Below are 21,783 nucleotides of genomic sequence, written 5' to 3' on the forward strand. Positions count from 1 at the left end.
TATCCCCCTTTTGGTGCGTCATTTTCACTTAGGTGATAGGCAGGGCATTGCAGGAACACATCGATACGCTGGTTGCGCGTTATGACGACATTACCCGTCTCAAGACGCAACGGGCGTTAGGCCTCATGAGTCGCTATGGGCAGCAGGTATTCCAACTGCTGCCTGTCATGCTGCACTTCAATCATCCCCTACTGCCCGGTTATGTCTCCGGTGATGTCCCTCATGGCATCTGGAGCTTCAGCGCCACTGCCGAGCAGCAAGCCTTCATCGATGACCTCTGTCGCAACGCCAACTGCCAGAGTGGTCTGGCAACCCATGATCGAGCCATTCAGGGGCTCTACTCCATGGGCAGCACCTCCTCCATCGGTCAATGCTGTCACTCCGATCTCGATATCTGGGTCTGCCACGTGGCCGGTTTGTCGCAGGAGCGGCTCGATCTGCTGGAGCTGAAATGCCAGCAACTCTCCAAGTGGGCCGAACAGCGCGGGGTCGATCTCAACTTCTTCCTGATCCCGGAAGACAAGTTCCGCCAGACCAACGATGCCCAGATGCAGGGGGAGAGCTGCGGCAGTGCCCAGCACCTGCTGTTGCTCGACGAGTTCTACCGCAGTGCCATGCGTATCGCGGGCAAACGCTTGATCTGGTATCTGGTACCCACCGAATGTGATGATCACTACGATGCGTATGTGAACGAGCTGTTCGAGAGCGGCAAGCTCAAGCAGGACGACTGGCTCGATCTCGGCAGTTTTGACCGTATTCCGGCCGAAGAGTATTTCGGCTCCGCCCTGTGGCAGCTCTACAAGGGGATCGACTCCCCCTACAAGGCGGTGCTCAAGTCGGTGCTGATGGAAGCCTACTCCCACGAGTATCCCAACACCCGCCTGCTGTCGATGATTGGTCGCGACTGGTTCCAGCACAACGAGGGGATGCACTACCGGCTCGACAACTACTGTCTGATGCTGGACAAGGTGACCAACTACCTCAAGTCCATCGGCGACATGGCGCGGCTCGATCTGGTGCGCCGCTGCTTCTACCTCAAGGTGTGCGACGGTCTCAGCCATCCCAAGGATGATCACTCCCCCGAGTGGCGCCGCGAGCAGATGAGCCAACTGGTCTCCTACTGGGGCTGGAGTCAGGACAAGCTCTATCAACTCGATCATCGCCACGAATGGAAGATCGAAGAGGTGAAGATCGCTCACGCCGAGCTGCTGGAAGCCCTGATGCAGAGCTACCGCAACCTGATCCAGTTCGCCCGCCGCAACAACATCAGCGAGTCGATCAACCCGGAAGATATCGGCATTCTGTCGCGCAAACTCTACGCCGCGTTCGAGAGCCTGCCGGGCAAGGTGCAGCGCATCAACCTCAAGATCGCGCCGGATCTCAGCGAGCCGGATCTCAGCTTCGTGCAGGTGCCTCACGGTCGCCTCAACCGCGCCGGCTGGTATCTCTACAAACATTCGCTGGAGCCGGTGGACATCATTGGCCGCGCGCCGCTGGAGTTCAACGGCTACATCAGCAAGCTGGTCTCCTGGGCCTACTTCAACGATCTGCTGACCCCCCAGTCGCGGGTGCACCTGTTCAATCAGGGTTCGGATCTGCACATCGACAATTTGCACCAGTTCTGCCGCGATCTCTCCGGCTGCTTCCCCGAGAAGTACCCGCTGGCCACCAACCTGGCCCTCAGCCGACCGTGCGAAATTCGCCAGCTCTCCATCTTCCTCAATTTGGAGATGGACCCGACCAGCCACTGGGTCGGTCAGGTGATCGAATTTGACGCCAATACCGTGGATGTCTTCTCGTTCGGTCGCAATCAGGAGTGTCTGGTCGGTTCGGTGGATCTGGTCTATCGCAACTCCTGGAGCGAGATCCGTACCCTGCACTTCCAGGGGGATGAAGCCGTGGTCGATGCCCTCACCACCATCCTCGGCAAGATGCATCAGGATGCCGCCGCCCCCGAGATGATCGAGGTGTTCTGCTACAGCCAGCACTTCCGCTCTCTGGTGCGCTCCCGCTTCCAGACTTTGGTGGCGGAATGTATCGATCTGCGCCTTGCCCGCGACAAGCAGCAGCTGGTCAAGACCATGGCCCTTGGCCGCGAGAAGTACGGCATCTTCTTCGAGCGGCGCGGGGTGTCGGTGAAGAAGCTGGAAAACGCCATCGATTTTTACCGTCACATCTCCCACAACAAGCTGGATCACCTGCCGCTGCGGCTCGACAAGACCCACAGCCAGCATCTGCCGAGCATCGTCGATGCCTACGCCAGTGAAGGCTTGGTGCAGTTCTTCTTCGATACCCGTGATGCGGGCACCAACATCTATATCCTCGATGAGGCGAACCGGGTGGAGATCTACCAGCACTTTGCCGGCAACAAGGATGAGCTGGTGGCGGGGGTCAACCGCTTCTACACCTCCAATCACGAGCGGTTCAGCGATGATGGGCAGTTCATCAACTTCAACCTGCCGCAGTACTACGAGATAGTACAGGTGAATGGCGAGCTGGATGTGATCCCCTATCGCAGTCAGGGCACTCTGCGCGAACAGGTGCCGCCCACCCGGGAAGTGGGCTGACCCGTCAGTTGGAATCGCCATAAAAAACGGCCTGCAGATGCAGGCCGTTTGCTTTTGTGGTTGCTCAGGCCCCGAGGTGGGCCAGCAGCCAGCTGCGAATGTCGCCCAGCTGCGGGCGGCAGATCTCGTGACGCATCGGGTACTCGTGCCACTCGGGGGCGAGTCCGGCGCTTTCCAGCCGGTTCTTGGCATCCCAACCGAGCGACAGGCTCACCACATCGTCGTAGATGCCGTGCATGTAGCAGATGGGCAGGGTGCGAGCAGCCTCGCTCATCTCGCCGAGCAGCTTGTCGGGGGCGGCCAGATAGGTGGACATGCAGAGCAGGCCCGCCAGCGTTGCCTGATAGCGCAGCGCGGTGAAGGAGGCAATCACCCCGCCCTGAGAGAAACCTGCCAGCACGATATGCTCGGGGGCAAACCCGTCGGCCACCAGCTGATCGAGCAATGCGGCAATCTGGTCGGCCGAGTCACGGACATGGGACTCCACGGCCCGCTCGGCGGGATCCTCGAAGCTCTTTATGTCGTACCAGCCGCGCATCTTGTAGCCCATGTTGATAGTGATGGGGCGCTCGGGGGCATCCGGCAGCAGGTGACGCACCGGTAGCTCGGCGGGCAGCTCCAGCGCGTCCACCAGCGGGGCGAGACCGGCGCCGGAATCACCCAGCCCATGCAGCCAGATCACCGCATGACGGGCGCCCTGCGGGTGCAGGTCAATCATGGGAACACCACCTCTTCGCCCGCCTGGGCGGAGCAGGATTGGCTCAGCAGCGCCTTGAGCTCGTGGCCGAAGCGGTTGTCGATCCAGGTGTCACCCTGCAGTTCGAAGTGGAAGCCGTTCTCGCGGGTGGCGACCCAAATCTGGTGCAGTGGCTCCTGCTTGTTGATGATGACCTTGGTCTTGTTCTCGAAAGAGAGGGTCAATACGCCGCCGTTGCGTTCGCAGTCGATATCCGGATACCCCTCGTCGAGCGTGTCTTCCACATATTGGAAAAAGGCGTCGGTCAGGGCGTGATACTCGTGATCCTTCATCGGTTTATCCTGTTGCTTTTAACAATGTGAGTGCGATTATAGAGGGCCAAAAATTTTTTCGCAGCGAACCATTATGATCACCCAGTTCACCAAGTGTCTGCTTGCCACTCTTCTGTCCCTCGGGTTGGCCGCGTGCGGTCTGAAGGGGCCGCTCTATATGCCGCCCCCCGAGCAGCCACAGAGCCAGAGTACACCGCAAGCAGTACCGCCTGCGACCACTGAGGCTGCCACCGAGGCCGCGCCGCACTAATGCCGCACCCATTCTAGGAAGGAACCGCCCCCTTGGATCACTTTAACTACGACGCCGACGGCCAGCTTCAGGCCGAGCAAACCTCGCTGCAACAGCTTGCCGAGCAGTACGGTACCCCGCTTTACGTCTACTCCCGTGCGACCCTCGAGCGCCACTGGCACGCCTTCGACAAGGCCGCTGGCGATATTCCCCATCTGATCTGCTATGCGGTGAAGGCCAACTCCAACCTGGCGCTGCTCAACCTGCTGGCCCGTCTGGGCTCGGGGTTTGACATCGTCTCAGGTGGCGAGCTATCGCGAGTACTGGCGGCGGGCGGTGATCCGGCCAAAGTGGTCTTCTCCGGGGTGGCCAAGAGTGAAGCGGAGATGCGCCTGGCGCTGGATAAAGAGATCCTCTGTTTCAATCTGGAGTCGGAAGCCGAGCTGGAGCGCCTCAACCGGGTGGCGGGCAGCATGGGCAAGAAAGCTCGTGTCTCGGTGCGGGTCAATCCGGATATCGATGCCGGTACTCACCCCTATATCTCCACTGGCCTCAAGCAGAACAAGTTCGGCATTCCCATCGAGCTGGCGCCTGCCATCTATCGCAAGGCGGCCGCGATGGCGAACATCGAGATCGTCGGGGTCGATTGCCATATCGGCTCGCAACTCACTGAATTGAATCCCTTTATGGAAGCGGCTGACAAGCTGCTGCGGCTGATCGATGGTCTGGCGGCGGAAGGCATTCATATCCACCATCTGGACGTGGGGGGCGGCCTGGGGGTCAACTACGGTTCCGAGCAGCCGCCTCATCCGACCGAGTACGCCGAAGCGCTGAAGCAGAAGCTGGCGGGCCGGGATCTGACCCTGCTGTTCGAGCCGGGCCGCGCCATCGTCGCCAATGCCGGCGTGCTGCTGACTCGGGTTGAGTATCTGAAACCGGGCGAGACCCGCAACTTCGCGCTGATCGATGCCGGCATGAACGACATGCTGCGCCCCTCTCTCTACGGCGCCTGGATGAACATCATCGAGGTGGATAGCCGTGCCGGTCATGCTCCCGCGCTCTATGACGTGGTGGGCCCGGTGTGCGAGACCGGCGACTTCCTCGGCAAGGAGCGCACCCTGGCCATCGCCGAGGGCTCCCTGCTGGCAGTGCGTTCGGCCGGAGCCTACGGTTTTACCATGTCATCCAACTACAATACTCGTCCGCGCGCAGCCGAAGTGCTGGTGGATGGTGCCGAGGCGCACGTGATCCGCGAGCGGGAGCAGTTGACCGATCTCTGGCGTGGTGAGCACCTGCTGCCCTGATGCAGTAGATAGAGATGACAGAATTTTACAGCCCTGACAGCACAGGAGTGCGCGATGTGGACAGATTGTTCCAGGATGCATGGGGCTTTGGACAACGACTTCATGGCGCTTGGCGACCCTTTGGTTCGGTGAATTTTTACAGCCCTAACAGCACAGGAATGCACGATGTTGATAGATTTTTCCAAGATGCATGGCTTGGGCAACGACTTCATGGTGGTGGATGGCGTCACCCAGAAGGTATTTTTCAGCAATGACGTCATCAAGAAGCTGGCAGATCGCCACTTCGGGATCGGCTTTGACCAGCTGCTGCTGGTGGAGCCGCCCTATGACCCTGAACTCGACTTTCACTATCGCATTTTCAATGCCGATGGCAGCGAGGTGGAGCAGTGTGGCAACGGTGCCCGCTGTTTTGCCCGTTTCGTGCGTCTCAAGGGGCTGATCAACCGGGATCGCATCGCGGTCAGTACCGCCCGGGGTCGCATCGTGTTGCAGCTGGAGGGGGAGAATCAGGTCACGGTCAACATGGGGGTTCCCCAGTTTGAGCCGGGCAAGATCCCGTTCCGGGCCCAGAAGGCAGAGAAAACCTATCTGCTGCGGGCGCAGGAGCATACCGTGATGTGTGGCGTGGTCTCCATGGGCAATCCCCACTGCGTCATCGAGGTGCCTTCGGTCGCCGATGCACCGGTCGAGACGCTCGGCGCCATCATGGAGCGCCACGAGCGTTTTCCCGAGCGGGTCAACGTCGGCTTCATGGAGATGGTCAATGCTACCGAGATCAAACTGCGTGTATTCGAGCGGGGCTGTGGCGAGACCCTGGCCTGTGGCACCGGAGCCTGCGCGGCTGCGGTCATCGGCATCAGTCAGGGCAAACTCAAGGAGCGGGTTACTGTCAGCCTGCCGGGCGGCAAGCTGACCATCGCCTGGAAAGGGCCGGGCCAGCCGGTCTATATGACAGGTCCCGCCGAACATGTGTTTGACGGCCAGATAGAGGTTTAGCCGATAAAGGTTCAGGTACGGGGGGCGTTGGCCCCCTTTGCCCATGATGTCGGGGCAGCGAGCCCCATTTCTCTGATGGATCAACCAATTTATGAGCGAACTCAAACGGCAGGAGCAATCGGTGGATGAAGCCACTGTGCTGGAGTACCTGGCCCGTTATCCCGAGTTTTTCCAACGCCATGCCACCGTGCTGGACCGGATCCGCATTCCCCATGAACGCAAAGGGTCGGTCTCGCTGGTCGAGCGTCAGCTGGAGCGTCAGCGCGAGCGGATCGAACAACTGGAGCAGGAGATCACCGAATTGATGGGGATCGCCAGCGAGAACGAGCGGATCTTTCGGGTCTATGCCGATCTCTACGGCGAGCTGTACGGTTGCCAGACCCTGTTCGAGGTGAGTGCCGTGATGGGCAAGGCCTTTGTCCAGCGGCTGCGCCTGACCGGGCTGCGGCTCTGGCTCAATCCCAAGAAGTTTACCCTGAGCGGGCCAGAGCAGCGTTTTCTGGCGCAGGGCAAGCAGCTCGAATCCCTGCTGGGTCAGCGTCTGCCGGGGCAGGATTACTACTTTGGCCGCCTGAGCCAGAGCGAGAAGCAGGCGCTGTTTGGCCACGATGTGCTGGTCAACTCGGTGGCCCTGATGCGGCTCGGCGATCTCGGCGTGCTGGCCTTCGCCAGCTCGGATCCCGGCCACTTTACTCCCCACAACGACACCCTGCTGCTGGGCCAACTGGGGCGCCTGCTGCAACTGCGTCTGCCCGAGTTGACTCATGGCTAGAACACCGGCCAGGGCGCCCGCCAAAGCTCCCGTCGTCGCACCGCCACTGCCTGCGGTACTGGCGGACGAGCTGGCGGCCTTTATCGAATACCTGAGGGTCGAGCGTCAGCTCAGCCCTCATACCCGCAATAACTATCAAGCCCATCTGGAGGCGATGACCGCCGAGCTGGTGGCCCTCGGACTCACTGACTGGGGTCGGCTCGAGGCGAGTCAGGTGCGTACTCTGGTGACCCGGATGCACAAGGGGGGACTTGCTCCTCGTTCCCTTTCCACCAAGGTATCTGCCCTGCGCAGCTTTTGCGACTGGCAGGTGCGGCAGGGGCGGCTGACCGCCAATCCGGCCCGTGGCATCGTCACCCCCAAACAGGGGCGGCCGCTGCCGAAAAACCTCGATGTGGACGAGATGCACCAGTTGCTCAACATCACCGACGAGCAGGATCCGCTGGCGGTGCGGGATCGCGCCATCATGGAGCTGATGTACTCTTCAGGGCTGCGTCTGGCCGAGTTGGTGGGGATCAATCTGGTGGATCTGAAGCTCGACGACCGCCAGCTCAAGGTGACCGGCAAGGGCTCGCGGGAGCGGGTGCTGCCCATCGGCCGGATGGCGGTCGAGTGGCTGCAGAAGTGGCTCAAGGTGCGCCCGCTGCTGGCCGGGGAGGAGATCGAGGCGCTGTTTGTCTCCAACCGCAAGCAGCGGCTGTCGGCCCGCTCGGTGCAGGCCCGCCTCGATGGCTGGGGCAACAAGCAGGCGCTTAACGCCCACGTCCATCCCCACAAGCTGCGCCACAGCTTCGCCACCCATATGCTGGAGTCCTCCGGCGATCTGCGGGCGGTGCAGGAGCTGCTGGGACATGCCGACCTCTCCACCACCCAGATCTATACCCACCTCGACTTCCAGCATCTGGCTAAGGTTTACGACAGCGCCCACCCAAGGGCCAAGCGTGACCCGGATGCACAGGACGATGAATAACGGGCCCTGAGCCCCGTTGCAGAGGAGAGTCCATGCACTTCTATCGCCGCTGGCAGCCGGTTGCTGCCATCTCGTTTGACCTCGATGACACCCTCTATGACAACGGCCCCGCCATCGTGCGCGCCGAGCAGTGGATGCTGAACTATCTGCGCAGCGAATATCTGGCCACCGCCATGCTCGACAAGCCGCGCTGGCTGGAACTCAAGCGCAGTGTGCTGAACGGTTCCCCCGAGCTGCGCCACGATGTCAGCCTGACGCGCCAGCAGACCATCCGTACCGCCATGGTCGAGGGGGGGATGACCGACCAGCAGGCTAGCCGCGAGGCGGAGCAGGTCTTTGCTGCGTTTCTGGCAGAGCGCTCGAAGATCGAGGTGAGCGAGTCCACTCATCAGCTGCTGGCCAGACTGGCCGAACGCTACCCGCTGGTGGTGATCACCAACGGTAATCTGGATCTGGTTCAGGCTGGGCTGGATCGCTACTTCTCGCTGGTCTGCAAGGCGGGGGCGGGCGCCAGAATGAAACCGGCACCGGATATGTTTGAGCAGACCCGCAGTGCCCTCAAGCTGCCAGCGGAGCGGATCCTCCATGTGGGGGATCATCCCGAGACCGATGTGCTGGCTGCCCGATTGCACGGCTTTCGCGCCGCCTGGTTCAACGAACGGCAACAACCGTGGCAACAGCTGCAACTGTTGCCGGACGTTGAGCTGACGGCACTGGAGGAGCTGGCCGAACTGCTGCTCTGATGGCGCTGGCGGGTGGCCCGGCTCAGGCGGTAATGGCTGTCATCGAATAGCGATATATGGCAAGGGGTTACGCCCGCTATTTGCGACAAACCAAGCCGAGCAGGGTGTAGCGATCGCGCTGGTTGACGCGGCAGTAGCTGATGCCGGCGGGCAGCGCCTGCTGCAGGGTGATGGCGCTGTTCTGATAGCGACAGACCAGATAGAGGGAGCGCAGACTGCTATCGAGCTGGCTCCAGTAGTGGATCTCGTCGCTGTCGCCATTATCCGGTTTGAGTTGGGCCAGCTCGGCAGGATCTCCGTCGAACAGGGCCAGATTATCGAGCCGATGGCTGAGGGTTTCGTCCGGTTTGCCATCGTCATTGCGGGTGAACGCCTGCCAGCCCTGCTGCGGGGTCAGCAGCTGCTGGCGAGTCTCGATGGTGGCGGGACAATCAAATTGCAGGCTGGCGGCAAGGGCCAGGGTGGTCAGTAACATGGCTGCAGTTCTCTCTTCACGTCCTCAATACGATGTCATGCTACGTCATCTTCCGCCGAACAGCTTCATCAGCTTATCAAGCAGATCAAGCTGTTGTGGTGGCTGTTTCATGGCTTCCGCCTCCCGCTCCAGCAGCGCCCGCTGCTCCTGCTGGCGGTCGCTCAGCACCCGGTAGAGGGGCTCGACCAGCGCCTCACGCTGCATCACCAGCTCCTGAAACATTGCTTGATTGATGCGATAGGTTTCGACGGTGGCCACCGCCCGTACTGTGAAGGAGCTGGGCTCGCCGGTGAGCAGGCTCAGTTCGCCAAAAAAGTCTCCCGCGTTGAGCGTACCGAGTTTCAGCTCTCGCCCTTCGACATTGACCACCATCTCGGCCTCCCCTTTGACCAGCACGAACAGCCAGCTGGAGACATCCCCCTGCTCCAGCATGATGTCGCCGCTGACGAAGGGGGCGAACTTCACCTGATCGGCCAGCTGGAGCAGCTCGTTCTCCTGCAACATGGCAAACAGCGGCAGCTTGCGCAGGGTATCGGTTCGTTCGGCGGTGTGGCGCTTGTGGCGGGCATCCAGATGCTGCTTCTCCTTGGCCATAAAGACGTTGAAGATCGGCGGGGTGAGGCGGCGATCGTTGCGGCGCAAGGCGGCATCGATCAGGCTGCGCACCATGGAGTCGGTCGGATCGTCGCGAGCCAGGTCAGTGAGCCAGTAGCGCACTGCATAGCGGGCAATCCCTCCTTCGACGTTCATCAGCAGGCAGTCCGGTTGCGGATGCTTGGCGACACAGGGGAGCTTGGTCTCCCGCAGGGATTTCTCGATCAGCGCGATGATCTGGGTCGGCAGGGTATCCAGGGTCAGATCGAACCAGACCCAGCGCCGCCACTGCAGCGGTTCGCCGCGACGGCGCCCGAGCACGGTGAAGCGCTGTTTGAGCAGATGGCTGTTGGGGATGACGACTGTCTCCCAGTTGCGGGTCTCGATGGTGGTGGCACGCCAGTTGATCTCCACCACCCGGCCCTGGGTGGTATCCACTTGCAGCCAGTCACCGATGGCGATGGAGTTGTCGAGCTGAATGGAGACCCCGGCCAGCAGGTTGCCCAGGGTGTCCTGCATGGCGAAGGCGATGACCGCAGTGATCACCGCCGAGGTGGTGACTATCTCCCCGAGCGCCATGCCGGAGGCGTAGAGGCGAAACAGACCCCAGCCGATATAGCCGATGGTGATGACGATATCGGCGATGATCCGCGGGATCCGCACATGGCAGAGGGGGAGCAGAAACTCGAATAGCAGGATCCCCCATATCTTGACCAGTATCAGGCCAGCCAGCAGGGTGGAGATCTCGATCAGCAATTGATGGGGCAGCGGCAGTTTGAACCAGCCCCCTTCCAGCTGGATCAGCAGGATCACCACCGCGCTAATCATCACGAAACTGAGCTCGGAGAGCAGCTCCCGTCGCTGTCCCGGACGGCGCCAGAAGTGGATCAGCATCAGGGAGAGGGTGAGCAGGGTCCAGAACGGGTGTTCGCCAATCCAGATCAGCGTCGGTAGCGCGGTGAGGTTTTCGCCAGCCATAGCAGCACCTTATTGTGGTTTTATTTCCAGCATAGCTGCTGCGGCGCGGGGAAATGGTGCGTTGGGGCGGCAATTTATTTATCCTGTGCAGAACTGGGCAAAGGAGTGCGATTGAGTGAAATTTTCAAAGAAAATCATCTGTTTGATGGCCCTGTTGCCATTGGCTGGCTGCGATCTGCTAGCCGAGAAGTATCGGGTCGAATTCCGGGATGGCTCCTGGCGTGAAATAGCCATTACCCCCTTCTCCAGCGAGGCGCGCTGGCGCGAGGGGTGTGCCACCGGCGAGGTGCTGAGCGACATGAAGGTGCCCATCAAGCGGGGTGACACGGTTAATGGCCGCGAGCAGCTGCTGATCGGCGGCGAAAAGTTCGAGCTGGATGACAACAACCTCTACCGCAGCAACGGCATGGTGTTTGGTCATTCGCCTGACCATATCCAGCGCGGGCTCAAGGGGATGGATATCTGCCGCACCCTGCGCCCCGAGCGGGGCGGACTGCCCAAGCTCAAGGCGCGAGGATTTGGTGAATAAGCGTTAACGATTATCTCTCTGACGGCGTCGGCAGGCGTCACCAAAGGCCTGGAAGATCTTGATGGAGTGAGGATTCTCGCTGGCTTTCCACTCTGGGTGCCACTGTACTGCCAGCAGGAAAGGGGAGAGGGTAGGGGCATGGATGGCCTCGACCAGTCCATCTTCGGCGTGGGCCAACGGCTCCAGACCCTTCCCCAACCGGTTGATGCCCTGCCCATGCAGGGAGTTGACCGGAATCTGTTCTTCCCCCATCAGTTCGGCAAACCAGCTGCCGGGCAGCAGTTTGATCTGATGGCTCGGCCCATACTGCTCGTCGACCGGATCGTCGGCATCCTCCCGGTGATCGTCATAACCCGGCTCGTTATAGACCTTCTGATGGATGTCTCCCCCCAGCGCCACGTTGATCTCCTGCATGCCGCGGCAGATACCGAGGATCGGCAAGCCACGGGCGAGCGCCCCCTTGATGAGGGGCAGATCGAACAGATCGCGATCCCTGTCCTGCAGTTTTTCCGGGGTGAGGTTCTCCTGACCGTAGAGGGCCGGATCGATGTTGGAACCGGCGCCGCTCAGATAGACCCCATCGGCGAGATCCAGATACTGCTCCAGATCGGCGGTGCCGCAGCAGGTGGGTACCAGCAGCGGGACGCAGCCGCTTATCTCCACCAGCGGCATGATGTATTTGTGGGTCATCACCTGATAGGCGTGGCCGTTGCGGGGCTGGGCGCCCATGGTCATCAGCACGACAGGTTTACGGGTGGCGGGAGGCTGGGGATTTGGCATAGGGCACCTTGATTATCCTTGGCGTTGAAGTCTCATCCTGCGCCTTGGGCAGGCCCTTGCAAACCGGCAGAGCAAGGGCATGCCTCAAGGCATGGTCATGGGATCCCGCGTCGGGCAGGGTGACAGAATCGTTGGTCAGCCTAGGCAGCGACAGCCTGGATCCTCTCTTCAGTCTGCCAAGGCCGTTCAATATGTCAAACAAAATGATGCCAAATTGTTAACGGGTTTATCTTAAACTGCTCTGAAGCTGCGATTTAACGGGGCTGTTGAGATGGGTTGTTATGGTTGGGGTAGCGAAGTGGTGGATATATTAAACGCGCAGGGATGGCGGGGGATGGGGAGAGGAAAAGGCATCAATAGAAGCACGCCTCCGCGAGGGGAGGCGTGTTTCGGGGATCACAGCAGGTCTTCGATCTCGCCGCGCAGATACTGGTACATCTCGCGGTAGGCGACCGGCGGCTTGTTCAGCTCCCGCTCCTTGTTGGCGGAGCGGATCAGCTGGCGCAGCTTCTGGCGATCCAGCTCGTGGAACTGGGACATCAGCTCATTGAGGGCGCTGTCACCTTCGGTGATCAGGCGCTCGCGCCACTGCTCCAGGCGATGCAGGCGTGCATTCACGGTGGAGTGACGGTTCTTGATGATGGAGAGCGCTTCGGCAATCGGCTCGATATCGCGGCTGCGCATCAGGCGGCCGATGAACTGCAGATGGCGACGGAAGGACTCATCCTTCTTCGGCTTGAGTTTGCGACCCAGCTCGACAGCTTCTGCAAGCTCTTCATCCAACGGGATTTTTTCCAGCTCGCTGTGGCTGAGGGAGACGATCTCTTCCCCCATTTTCTGCAATGCTTCGGCATCGCGCTTGAGCTGGCTCTTGCTGGGGCCCCAGTCTTCGAACTCGTTGTCGTCTTGATATTGACTCATCGGTCTCTTGATTCCTGTCATTCACGTTTGGCGGATATGTTACCAGCTTCTCCCGCTGGGCGCAGGGGTCTGATATGCTTACCCCCCTTTCCTTCTTTCATACAGATGTGAGTTATGGATCAGCAAGACCAAATCCGCCAGGATCAAGCCCATCTCGAGGCCGTGGTTGCCGAAGCCCTGGAGATAGCCAAAGGACTGGGCGCCTCGCTGGCCGAAGTCTCCATCAGCAAGCAGACCGGGTTGTCGGTGAACACCCGGGGTTGTGAACTGGAAAGCATTGAGTTCAATAAGGATGGCGCCCTCGGCATCGCCGTCTATCGCGATGGTTGCAAGGGATCCTCCTCGACCACCGATCTGAGCAAACCCGCCATTCGTGCCGCCGTTGAAGCGGCTATCGAGATTGCTCGCCACACCTCGGCGGATGATTGCGCCGGTCTGGCGGACGCCGAGCTGCTGGCCTGGGATGCCCCCGACCTGCAACTGTGTCACCAAATCGAGCTGGATCCCCAGCGCGGCATCGTGCTGGCCATCGAGTGCGAACGACTCGCTCTGGGTCGCGATGCCCGTATCAAGCACTCCGACGGCGCCGGTTTCTCCAGCCATCTTGGCATCAAGGTCTATGGCAACAGCCACGGCTTCGTCAAAGGCTACGCGGCGTCGCGCAACTCTCTGAGCTGCGTGCTGATCGGCGAGCAGGATGGCGACATGCAACGGGATTACGGCTACTCCTCCAGCCGTACCCTCGACGGGCTCTGGAGCCCGCAGCGCATTGCCGACGAAGCCGTTGAGCGTACCGTCTCCCGCCTCGGCGCCCGCAAGATCTCGACCCGTCATGCGCCTGTGCTGTTCCACCCGGACACTGCCTCCGGCCTGTGGGGCCATCTGGTGATGGCTATCAGCGGTGGCAACCTCTATCGCAAGTCGAGCTTCCTGCTCGACAAATTGGGCAAGCAGATCCTGCCCGAGTGGCTCACCATTCAGGAGTTCCCCCACCTGCTGGGCGGGCTCGCCAGTACCCCGTTCGATGGCGAAGGGGTGCGTACCCGCGATATGGATATTATCCGTAACGGCGAGCTGATGAGCTGGCTGCTTACCTCCTACTCTGCCCGCAAGCTCGGGCTGACTACTACGGGTCACGCCGGTGGCATCCACAACTGGCAGGTCTCCAATACCGGCCAGGATTTTCAGGGCATGCTGAAAGAGATGGGCACCGGCCTGCTGGTGACCGAGCTGATGGGGCAGGGGGTCAACATCGTCAATGGCGACTACTCCCGTGGCGCTGCCGGTTTCTGGGTCGAGAATGGCGAGATTGCCTATCCGGTCGAGGAGATCACCATCGCCGGCAATCTGGCCGAGATGTTCAGCCATATCGTGGCGGTGGGTCGTGACGAGGATGAGCGCTCCAGTCTCAAGACCGGCTCGGTGCTGGTAGAGAATATGAAGCTGGCGGGCCACTGATCCCGGTTTCAACTGAACCGAAACCATGAAAAAGGCCCCCTCGCCAACGCGAGGGGGCCTTTTTATCGGCCTGCGATCAGGGGGCTATCAGCCCTTGATGCGCTCGATGCGGCCACCCAGACCCTGCAGCTTCTGCTCGATGTCTTCGTAGCCACGGTCGATGTGATAGATACGGTCGACGATGGTGGAGCCTTCGGCCACGAAGCCGGCCAGCACTAGGCTGGCGGAGGCGCGCAGATCGGTCGCCATCACCTGGGCACCCTTGAGTTGCTCGGTGTCACGGCAGATGGCCACATTGCCCTGCAGTTCGATGTCTGCACCCATCCGTACCAGTTCGGGAACGTGCATGAAGCGGTTCTCGAAGATGGTCTCGGTGACCATGCCGGTGCCTTTGGCGACGGCGTTCAGCACAGTGAACTGTGCCTGCATGTCGGTCGGGAAGGCTGGGTAGGGGGCAGTCTTGATGGTGACCGGCTTGAGGGTGCGGCCAGTCATGTCGAGGGTGATCCAGTCTTCACCCTTCTCAATCAGGGCGCCAGCCTCTTCCAGCTTGACCAGTACCGCTTCCAGCAGGGTCGGGTCTGTCTTGCGGCAGGTGATCTTGCCGCCGGTGACCGCTGCACCCACCAGGAAAGTACCGGTTTCGATGCGGTCAGGCTGCACACTGTAGTTGCCGCCGTGCAGACGCTCGACACCGTCGATGGTCAGGGTGTCGGTGCCCGCGCCCTGGATCTTGGCACCCAGGGTATTGAGGAAGTTGGCCAGATCGACCACTTCCGGCTCGCGTGCGGCGTTTTCGATCACGGTGCGGCCATCAGCCAGGGTGGCGGCCATCATCAGGTTTTCGGTACCGGTGACGGAGACCATATCCATCAGGATGTGAGCGCCTTTCAGGCGGCCATCGACACGGGCCTTGATGTAACCATCTTCGATGGTGATCTTGGCACCCATCAGCTCCAGGCCGTGGACGTGCAGGTTGACCGGACGGGCACCGATGGCGCAACCGCCGGGCAGGGAGACATCAGCGGCGCCGAAACGGGCAGCCAGCGGGCCCAGAGCCAGAATGGAGGCGCGCATGGTTTTCACCAGCTCGTAGGGAGCGACATGGTTGTTCACCGCACCTGTCAGCACGGTGACGTTGCCGTTGACCTTGGTGGTGGCGCCCAGCATCTCCAGCAGCTTGATGGTGGTGCCCACATCTTTCAGGCGCGGCACGTTGGAGAGGTGTACCTCTTCATCACAGAGCAGGGTCGCGAACAGGATCGGCAGCGCGGCGTTTTTGGCGCCGGAGATGGTCACTTCGCCGTTGAGAGTACAACGACCATCGATTTTGAATTTGTCCATTTTTACTTCGTTACCAAATCAGGAGGGCAATAGGAATTTACGTTCGCGTTTCCACTCGGCGTCGGTGAACGCCTTGATGGAGAGGGCGTGAATGGCGTTGCTGGCGATCTTGTCCATCAGCGGGGCATAGATGGCCTGCTGCTTCTTGACCCGGCTCATGCCGTCAAACATGTCACCGACGGCGATCACTTGGTAGTGACTACCGTCCCCTTTGACATGGACTTCGGACAATGGCAGAGCCTCAAGGAGTATCGCTTCAATTTCAGAGACTTGCATTATGCGTCCTCAGTTGTGAGCGGGGTTGACTGAAACAGCCCGGCCACCCCGTAGAGGTTGGCCAGGGTATAGAAATCACTGGAGGCGCCCACCAGTTGCGGTGTGGCGCCTCGCGCTAATACGGCTTTGGCCCATTTGACCAGCAGGGCCAGTCCGGCAGAGTCGAGGGTGGTGATGCCGCCGAGCTCGAGCTGGTCGTCCTGCCACCATTCGGCGCGGCGTTGCCACAGGTCATTGACCTGTGGCGCCTGCAGCTCACCGCTGAGGGTCATGGTTTGAGTACCAGCGGCTTGGCGTTGTGCTCGCGCAACTGGGCGATCACCGCATCGATACCGTTCTGGCGGATCAAACCGCCCAGCTCGCTCTGCTTGGCGGAGAGCAGGCTGATCCCCTCTGCCACCATGTCGAAGGCTTTCCATTCGCCGGTCTTGTTGTTCTTGCGCAGTTTGAACTCGAGGAAGATGTCCGGCTTGCCAGCCTCTTTCACGCTGACGTTGACGGCGGTGATGTTGCCGCTGGGAGCTTTGCCGGGCTCGACCTTGACGGTCTGCTTGTCAAAATGGGCCAGCGCATCGGCGTAGGAGCTCACCATGTACTCGGTGAACACCTCGACGAAGGCATTGCGCTGCGCTTCGGTGGTCTCTTTAATCTGGTTGCCAAGCACCTTGTAGGCGGCGAAGCGGTTGTCCACATAGGGCAGCAGCTCTTCGCGGATGATCACCCGCAGGTGATCCGGATTGCTTTTCACCTGGGCCTGATCGGCTTTCAGGCGGGCAAAGGTCTGCTTGGCAGCCTGATCCACCAGCGCATTGGGGTCGGTGGCATCGACTGCGGCCTGGGCAGACAGGGAAAAGAGCATGCTGGTCATCAGACCCAGCAGCAGGGCGATTTTCTTGAACATGATTACTCCTTCTTGCTGTCTGATTTGCTGTCGGAGGATTGGCTGTAGAGGAACTTGCCAATCAGATCTTCCAGCACGATGGCGGATTTGGTGTCTTCAATCAGGTCGCCATCCTTGAGCATCTCGGTGCCCATCTCCTCATCGCTGAAACCGGGGGCCAGACCGATGTACTGCTCACCGAGCAGACCGGAGGTGAGGATGGAGAGGGAGCTGGTATCGGCAAACTCGCCAGCGCTCTTTTGCATCATCAGGGTCACTTCGGGCACCTGGGTTTTCGGGTCCAGTACGATGTCGCTGACCCGGCCTACCACCACGCCGCCGACCTTTACCGGCGAACGGACTTTCAGGCCGCCGATATTATCGAAATGCGCGCGCAGGGTATAGGTTTCTCCTTCCGGTTTGAAGCTCAAACCGGCCACTTGCAGGGCCAGTGCCAGAATGGCACCGATGCCAGCCAGCATGAAGGTGCCGACCAGGAATTCTACTTTGCTGAACTTCATCTTTACCTTATCCAAACATGACTGCAGTGAGTATAAAATCCAGGCCGAGCACGGCGAGGGATGAGTGGACCACAGTTCGGGTCGTGGCCTGACTGATCCCGGCCGAGGTCGGCTTGGCATCATAGCCGTTAAAGAGCGCAATCCAGGTGACCACCAGGGCGAAAATCAGGCTCTTGATGGCGCCCTGCATGATGTCTTCATGCCAGTCGACGGAGGCCTGCATGGCAGACCAGAAGCCCCCTTCGTCCACGCCGAGCCAGTCCACACCGACCAGCTTGCCGCCGAAGATGCCGATCAGGCTGAACATAAAGGCCAGCAGCGGCATACTGATGACGCCAGCCCAGAAGCGGGGGGCAACCACCCGACGCAGCGGGTCGACCGCCATCATCTCGAGGCTTGAAAGCTGCTCGGTGGCTTTCATCAGGCCGATTTCAGCGGTCAGAGCCGAACCGGCACGGCCGGCAAACAGCAGCGCCGTGACTACAGGGCCCAGCTCACGCAGCAGGGAGAGGGAGACCAGCGGTCCCAGGCTCTGCTCGGCGCCGAAATCCTTCAATACGTTGTAACCCTGCAGCGAGAGCACCATGCCGATGAACAGGCCGGAGACCAGAATGATGGCCACCGACTGCACACCCACCACATAGAGCTGCTGGACAAGCAGCGGGAAGTGCTTGCGCGGCTCGGGTTTGCCCGCCAGCGCATGGAACAACATGATGGTGGCTCGACCGACGGAGCTGATAAACCGCACTCCGACCCGCCCCAGCTTGCTTATTTGACTTATCAACATCAGAGATCCTGTAGCAGATCGCCTGCCGGAAAATGAAACGGAACAGGACCATCGGGCAATCCTTTGAGGAACTGCTCGACTTCGGGATTGTGTTCCTCGCGTAGCTGATCCGGTGTGCCGTGTGCCACCACCTTGCGATTGGCGATGATGTAGGCGTAATCGGCGATGCTCAGCACCTCTTTCACATCGTGGGTGACGATGACGGAGGTGATGCCGAGGGCATCGTTCAGCTCCTTGATCAGCTTGACCAGCACCGCCATGGTGATGGGATCCTGCCCGACGAACGGCTCGTCATACATGATGAGGTCGGGGTCAAGGGCGATGGCCCGTGCCAGCGCCGCCCGGCGCGCCATGCCGCCCGAGAGCTCGGAGGGCATCAGTTTCGCCGCGCCGCGCAAGCCCACCGCCTGCAGCTTCATCATGACGATGGTGTGGATCAGCTCCTCCGGCAGGCCGGAGTGCTCCCGCAGAGGGAAGGCCACGTTGTCGTAGACCGTCATGCCGGTAAACAGGGCGCCGCTCTGGAACAGCATGCTCATCCGCTTGCGCACTTCATAGAGGCGCGAACGGGAGAGGGTGGGGATATCTTCCCCGTCAAACAGAATGTGACCGGACTCCGGCTTGAGCTGGCCACCGATCAGCCGCAGCAGGGTGGTTTTACCGATGCCGCTCGGGCCCATGACGGCGGTCACCTTGCCACGAGGAATGGTCAGGTTGATCCCGTCATACAACAGCCGATCTCCGTGACTGAAGGTCAGATCGGAGATGGTGATCAGGTCATTGTTCAAACAATTGTCCATCCGGTGTAAATGAGGTGCGAATTTTATGGGGTAGTCTAGGTCTAAGCAACAGCAAGGAACAACTATTGAACAGGCTGCAAGCCCATTTGCACGACAGTTTTCTGTAACAAAGTGCGTCATTGAGAGCGGGACTTGCCATCCGATTCGCTTATCCGGGCAGACTTTTTTATAATCCCGCAGCTAATTTCGGCCCGGAGCTGTGTCTTTATGTCTGTAAAGCCTGAGAAAGTGTCTGAACTGTTCGATTTTCGTCGCAGTGCCCGCGCGGTGCTGGACACAGAAAAGCAAGCCATTGATGGACTCTATCAGTATCTGAACGACGCCTTCGACAAGGCGTGCGAGATGGTGCTGCGCTGCGGTGGCAAGATAGTGGTCACCGGCATGGGCAAATCGGGCCATATCGGCAGCAAGATCGCCGCCACCCTCGCCAGCACCGGCACACCGGCCTTCTTCCTTCATCCGGGAGAAGCGAGTCACGGCGATCTGGGGATGATCTCCAGCGGCGACCTTATCATCGCCATCTCCAACTCCGGCGAGAGCGACGAAATCCTGGCCCTGCTGCCGGTACTCAAGCGCCGCGGCATTCCGCTCATCTGCATGACCGGCAATCCCGCCTCCACCATGGCCAAAGAGGCCAACGTGCACCTGTGCATCAAGGTGGAGAAAGAGGCCTGCCCGCTGGGTCTGGCACCCACTTCCAGCACCACGGCAACCTTAGTCATGGGCGATGCCCTGGCGGTCGCCCTGCTGGAAGCGCGCGGTTTTACCGCCGATGACTTCGCCCTCTCTCACCCGGGCGGTTCCCTTGGCAAGCGTCTGTTGCTGCGGGTCGGCGACCTGATGCACAGCGGTGAGCTGTTGCCCCGGGTGGGGATAGATGCCACCATCAGCCAGGCGCTGCTGGAAGTGAGCCGCAAGGGGCTCGGTATGACGGCTGTGGTCGATGGCAATGGCCTGCTGGCCGGGCTCTTTACCGATGGCGACCTGCGCCGCATTCTTGACCAGCAGATCGATATCCATCACACCCCCATCAGCCGTGTGATGACGGCCAACTGTGTTACCGTAGGCCCAGAGATGATGGCTGCAGAAGCCGTCAAGCTGATGGAAACGAGAAAAATCAACGGATTACTGGTGGTGGATGGTGACAAGCGCCCGCTCGGCGCCTTCAACATGCACGACCTGCTGAAAGCCGGAGTAATTTGATGCAAAACGTACCGACCCTCTATGGTCCGGTGACGCGCAGCCAGTTTGAGAAGGCGGCGCAAATCCGCCTGCTGGTGTGCGATGTGGACGGGGTGCTCTCCAACGGCCTCATCTACATGGGAAACAACGGCGAAGAGCTGAAAACCTTCTGCACCCGCGATGGTGCGGGCATGCGAGCACTGCTCAATGCCGGGATCGAGATCGCCATCATCACAGGGCGCAACTCACGAATCGTCAGTGATCGGATGAAAAGCCTGGGGGTGGCTCATGTGGTGCAGGGGGCTGATAAAAAGCTGCCTCACTTCGAAGCGCTGCTGGCCAAGCTGGGGCTGACTGCTGAACAGGCTGCCTATATGGGCGATGACACCATCGATCTGCCGGTGATGCAGGTCTGTGGGCTCGGCATTGCCGTGGCCGATGCCCATCCGCTGGTGCTGAGTCGTGCCGATATGGTGACCCGGCTTGGCGGTGGCATGGGCGCGGTGCGCGAGGTGTGTGACCTCATTTTGCAGGCGCAGGGCCACGACGATTATCAGCCCGAGGCTTCGGTATGAGCAGACAGACCCTGTTGTTTGCCCTGCTGTTTCTGGTCGCGCTGGTTGCCTGGCAGTTGGGCAAGGTTGAGCTGGTGCCGGAGAGCGCCGTCAAAATCGAAAACTATCAGCCGGATTTTGTCGCCAAAGATCTGGTTACCACCCGTTTTGATATCAACGGCAAGCGCACCGAGCGGCTGGAGTCGACCTACGCCGAGTATTATCAAATCCTCGAGCAGGCCACCTTCGACAAGCCGGTGGTCTACATGTATGACGATCAGGGTGCCGCCGAGTGGAAGGTGACCGCCGAAACCGGCGTGCTCAACACCGGCGACAACGTCATCCTGCGGGACAAGGTGCATCTGGATGGTCTGCTACCTACCTCTTTCATCTCCACACTGGATACTCCCTATCTGGAGCTGGATCTGGTGACACAGGATGTGCGCAGCAACCGGGAAGTGAACATTCTGGGTCGGGATTTCCAGACCCAAGGGGTTGGCCTCAAGGGCCATCTGGACCGCAAATATTTTGAGTTACTGGATCAAGGCCATGCCATCTATTTCAATGAAAAACGCTAATCTGGCCCTCGCAGCCATGTTGTTGTGTGGTGCGGTGACTGCCAAAGAGTCCGACTTTGCCGAGAAGGTCTACGTCGATGCCGTCAAACAGGTGGCCGAGATGCAGGACAACCGCATCACCTTCGAAGAGGATGTGACCATCAATCAGGGCACCATCCGGATCAAGGCTGACAAGGTGGTTGTGACCCGCTCCGGCGAGAAAGGGGCCGAGGTGATGACTGCCTACGGCAAACCCGCCACCTTCTTCCAGATCCTGGATAACGGCAAGCCGGTCAATGCCCACGGCAATACCATCCGCTACGAGCTGAAGAACCGGCTGGTGACCATCACAGGCAACGGTCAGCTCAAGCAGGAAGATAGCCAGGTCAATGGCGATCTGATCCGCTACGACATCGTCAAACAGAAGATGATTGCCGAGAGCAAGAGCCCGAGCCAGCGGGTCAAAACCGTGTTCCTGCCTGATCAGGTAGAGAATTTCGACAAGCCCGCCGACCAGAAGAAGCAGGGAAAATAAGC

At 60.2% G+C, this 21,783-nt stretch carries 26 protein-coding genes; 13 read left to right on the plus strand and 13 right to left on the minus strand.

What is annotated here, in order from left to right:
* Nucleotides 1-47 precede the first annotated feature (47 nt).
* Nucleotides 48-2,567, plus strand: a complete 2,520-nt coding sequence (locus ACTG2U_RS14715; RefSeq protein WP_202004989.1) for a class I adenylate cyclase — start codon at nt 48-50, stop codon at nt 2,565-2,567.
* A gap of 64 nt (nt 2,568-2,631) precedes the next feature.
* Here the strand turns inward: ACTG2U_RS14715 and ACTG2U_RS14720 are convergent, their stop codons facing one another.
* Nucleotides 2,632-3,285 (minus strand): alpha/beta hydrolase, encoded by a 654-nt coding sequence (locus ACTG2U_RS14720; RefSeq protein WP_439974667.1) that lies wholly within the window; start codon nt 3,283-3,285, stop codon nt 2,632-2,634.
* The gene (gene cyaY / locus ACTG2U_RS14725; RefSeq protein WP_106843461.1) at nt 3,282-3,596 is read right to left on the minus strand and encodes an iron donor protein CyaY; all 315 of its coding nucleotides are present in this window, start codon (nt 3,594-3,596) and stop codon (nt 3,282-3,284) included. Before cyaY ends, ACTG2U_RS14720 begins: the two co-directional genes overlap by 4 nt.
* A 73-nt stretch (nt 3,597-3,669) precedes the next feature.
* Here cyaY and lptM point away from each other — a divergent pair, with 73 nt between their 5' ends.
* From lptM to ACTG2U_RS14755, 6 genes are all read left to right on the plus strand, one after another.
* Nucleotides 3,670-3,846 (plus strand): LPS translocon maturation chaperone LptM, encoded by a 177-nt coding sequence (gene lptM / locus ACTG2U_RS14730; RefSeq protein WP_074042653.1) that lies wholly within the window; start codon nt 3,670-3,672, stop codon nt 3,844-3,846.
* A gap of 32 nt (nt 3,847-3,878) precedes the next feature.
* Nucleotides 3,879-5,129 carry a diaminopimelate decarboxylase gene (lysA, locus tag ACTG2U_RS14735; RefSeq protein ID WP_439974668.1) on the plus strand — a complete coding sequence of 417 codons (1,251 nt, stop codon included), beginning with the start codon at nt 3,879-3,881 and terminating at the stop codon, nt 5,127-5,129.
* Between the two features lie 165 nt (nt 5,130-5,294).
* On the plus strand, nt 5,295-6,125 hold the full coding sequence (gene dapF / locus ACTG2U_RS14740) for a diaminopimelate epimerase (protein WP_005336371.1): 831 nt from the start codon (nt 5,295-5,297) through the stop codon (nt 6,123-6,125).
* A 91-nt stretch (nt 6,126-6,216) separates the two neighbouring features.
* Nucleotides 6,217-6,897 (plus strand): DUF484 family protein, encoded by a 681-nt coding sequence (locus ACTG2U_RS14745; protein WP_162504495.1) that lies wholly within the window; start codon nt 6,217-6,219, stop codon nt 6,895-6,897.
* Nucleotides 6,890-7,867 (plus strand): tyrosine recombinase XerC, encoded by a 978-nt coding sequence (xerC, locus tag ACTG2U_RS14750; protein WP_439974669.1) that lies wholly within the window; start codon nt 6,890-6,892, stop codon nt 7,865-7,867. The genes ACTG2U_RS14745 and xerC overlap by 8 nt, the downstream gene beginning before the upstream one ends.
* Before the next feature lie 32 nt (nt 7,868-7,899).
* The gene (locus ACTG2U_RS14755) at nt 7,900-8,610 is read left to right on the plus strand and encodes an HAD-IA family hydrolase (RefSeq protein WP_439974670.1); all 711 of its coding nucleotides are present in this window, start codon (nt 7,900-7,902) and stop codon (nt 8,608-8,610) included.
* 76 nt (nt 8,611-8,686) lie between these two features.
* On the opposite strand, the gene ACTG2U_RS14760 is transcribed toward ACTG2U_RS14755, so the two are convergent.
* A complete protein-coding gene (locus ACTG2U_RS14760; RefSeq protein ID WP_439974671.1) occupies nt 8,687-9,085 on the minus strand; it encodes an STY0301 family protein in 399 nt (132 codons plus the stop codon).
* Between the two features lie 45 nt (nt 9,086-9,130).
* Nucleotides 9,131-10,657 (minus strand): cyclic nucleotide-binding domain-containing protein, encoded by a 1,527-nt coding sequence (locus ACTG2U_RS14765; RefSeq protein ID WP_005356684.1) that lies wholly within the window; start codon nt 10,655-10,657, stop codon nt 9,131-9,133.
* Nucleotides 10,658-10,802: 145 nt separating this feature from the next.
* On the opposite strand from ACTG2U_RS14765, the gene ACTG2U_RS14770 reads away from it, so the two are divergent.
* A complete protein-coding gene (locus tag ACTG2U_RS14770) occupies nt 10,803-11,186 on the plus strand; it encodes a hypothetical protein (RefSeq protein ID WP_216980240.1) in 384 nt (127 codons plus the stop codon).
* A 3-nt stretch (nt 11,187-11,189) separates the two neighbouring features.
* On the opposite strand, the gene ACTG2U_RS14775 is transcribed toward ACTG2U_RS14770, so the two are convergent.
* Both ACTG2U_RS14775 and yjgA read right to left on the minus strand, forming a co-directional pair.
* Entirely contained in the window at nt 11,190-11,966 is a 777-nt protein-coding gene (locus ACTG2U_RS14775) for a gamma-glutamyl-gamma-aminobutyrate hydrolase family protein (RefSeq protein ID WP_439974672.1), read from the minus strand.
* A 396-nt stretch (nt 11,967-12,362) separates the two neighbouring features.
* Nucleotides 12,363-12,887 carry a ribosome biogenesis factor YjgA gene (gene yjgA / locus ACTG2U_RS14780; RefSeq protein ID WP_005336359.1) on the minus strand — a complete coding sequence of 175 codons (525 nt, stop codon included), beginning with the start codon at nt 12,885-12,887 and terminating at the stop codon, nt 12,363-12,365.
* A gap of 114 nt (nt 12,888-13,001) precedes the next feature.
* Here yjgA and pmbA point away from each other — a divergent pair, with 114 nt between their 5' ends.
* Nucleotides 13,002-14,345, plus strand: a complete 1,344-nt coding sequence (gene pmbA, locus ACTG2U_RS14785) for a metalloprotease PmbA (protein WP_252656302.1) — start codon at nt 13,002-13,004, stop codon at nt 14,343-14,345.
* An 87-nt stretch (nt 14,346-14,432) separates the two neighbouring features.
* On the opposite strand, the gene murA is transcribed toward pmbA, so the two are convergent.
* From murA to mlaF, 7 genes are read right to left on the minus strand one after another with little or no spacing between them, the layout of a single operon-like run.
* Entirely contained in the window at nt 14,433-15,689 is a 1,257-nt protein-coding gene (gene murA / locus ACTG2U_RS14790; RefSeq protein ID WP_005336355.1) for a UDP-N-acetylglucosamine 1-carboxyvinyltransferase, read from the minus strand.
* Nucleotides 15,690-15,707: 18 nt separating this feature from the next.
* Nucleotides 15,708-15,965 carry a BolA family iron metabolism protein IbaG gene (gene ibaG, locus ACTG2U_RS14795; protein ID WP_005306001.1) on the minus strand — a complete coding sequence of 86 codons (258 nt, stop codon included), beginning with the start codon at nt 15,963-15,965 and terminating at the stop codon, nt 15,708-15,710.
* Nucleotides 15,965-16,237 carry an STAS domain-containing protein gene (locus ACTG2U_RS14800; protein ID WP_439974673.1) on the minus strand — a complete coding sequence of 91 codons (273 nt, stop codon included), beginning with the start codon at nt 16,235-16,237 and terminating at the stop codon, nt 15,965-15,967. Before ACTG2U_RS14800 ends, ibaG begins: the two co-directional genes overlap by 1 nt.
* Nucleotides 16,234-16,866 carry an MlaC/ttg2D family ABC transporter substrate-binding protein gene (locus ACTG2U_RS14805; protein WP_005336350.1) on the minus strand — a complete coding sequence of 211 codons (633 nt, stop codon included), beginning with the start codon at nt 16,864-16,866 and terminating at the stop codon, nt 16,234-16,236. Before ACTG2U_RS14805 ends, ACTG2U_RS14800 begins: the two co-directional genes overlap by 4 nt.
* A 2-nt stretch (nt 16,867-16,868) precedes the next feature.
* Entirely contained in the window at nt 16,869-17,366 is a 498-nt protein-coding gene (gene mlaD, locus ACTG2U_RS14810; RefSeq protein WP_005336348.1) for an outer membrane lipid asymmetry maintenance protein MlaD, read from the minus strand.
* A 7-nt stretch (nt 17,367-17,373) separates the two neighbouring features.
* Nucleotides 17,374-18,153, minus strand: a complete 780-nt coding sequence (gene mlaE / locus ACTG2U_RS14815; protein WP_005336345.1) for a lipid asymmetry maintenance ABC transporter permease subunit MlaE — start codon at nt 18,151-18,153, stop codon at nt 17,374-17,376.
* Complete coding sequence (gene mlaF / locus ACTG2U_RS14820; RefSeq protein WP_005336343.1) at nt 18,153-18,953, minus strand: phospholipid ABC transporter ATP-binding protein MlaF; 801 nt, start codon at nt 18,951-18,953, stop codon at nt 18,153-18,155. Before mlaF ends, mlaE begins: the two co-directional genes overlap by 1 nt.
* Before the next feature lie 207 nt (nt 18,954-19,160).
* On the opposite strand from mlaF, the gene ACTG2U_RS14825 reads away from it, so the two are divergent.
* Genes ACTG2U_RS14825 through lptA form a run of 4 tightly spaced genes read left to right on the plus strand, consistent with a single transcriptional unit; the run spans nt 19,161 to nt 21,781 of the window.
* The gene (locus ACTG2U_RS14825) at nt 19,161-20,156 is read left to right on the plus strand and encodes a KpsF/GutQ family sugar-phosphate isomerase (RefSeq protein WP_005356672.1); all 996 of its coding nucleotides are present in this window, start codon (nt 19,161-19,163) and stop codon (nt 20,154-20,156) included.
* Nucleotides 20,156-20,710: a 3-deoxy-manno-octulosonate-8-phosphatase KdsC gene (gene kdsC / locus ACTG2U_RS14830; RefSeq protein ID WP_076493266.1), complete on the plus strand. Its 555-nt coding sequence runs from the start codon at nt 20,156-20,158 to the stop codon at nt 20,708-20,710. Before ACTG2U_RS14825 ends, kdsC begins: the two co-directional genes overlap by 1 nt.
* Nucleotides 20,707-21,267, plus strand: coding sequence for an LPS export ABC transporter periplasmic protein LptC (gene lptC, locus ACTG2U_RS14835; protein WP_005336338.1), 561 nt, complete (start codon nt 20,707-20,709; stop codon nt 21,265-21,267). Before kdsC ends, lptC begins: the two co-directional genes overlap by 4 nt.
* On the plus strand, nt 21,254-21,781 hold the full coding sequence (gene lptA / locus ACTG2U_RS14840; RefSeq protein ID WP_201986436.1) for a lipopolysaccharide transport periplasmic protein LptA: 528 nt from the start codon (nt 21,254-21,256) through the stop codon (nt 21,779-21,781). The genes lptC and lptA overlap by 14 nt, the downstream gene beginning before the upstream one ends.
* Nucleotides 21,782-21,783 lie beyond the last annotated feature (2 nt).

The organism is Aeromonas sp. 95A, from assembly GCF_051919235.1.
GTDB lineage: Bacteria > Pseudomonadota > Gammaproteobacteria > Enterobacterales > Aeromonadaceae > Aeromonas > Aeromonas veronii.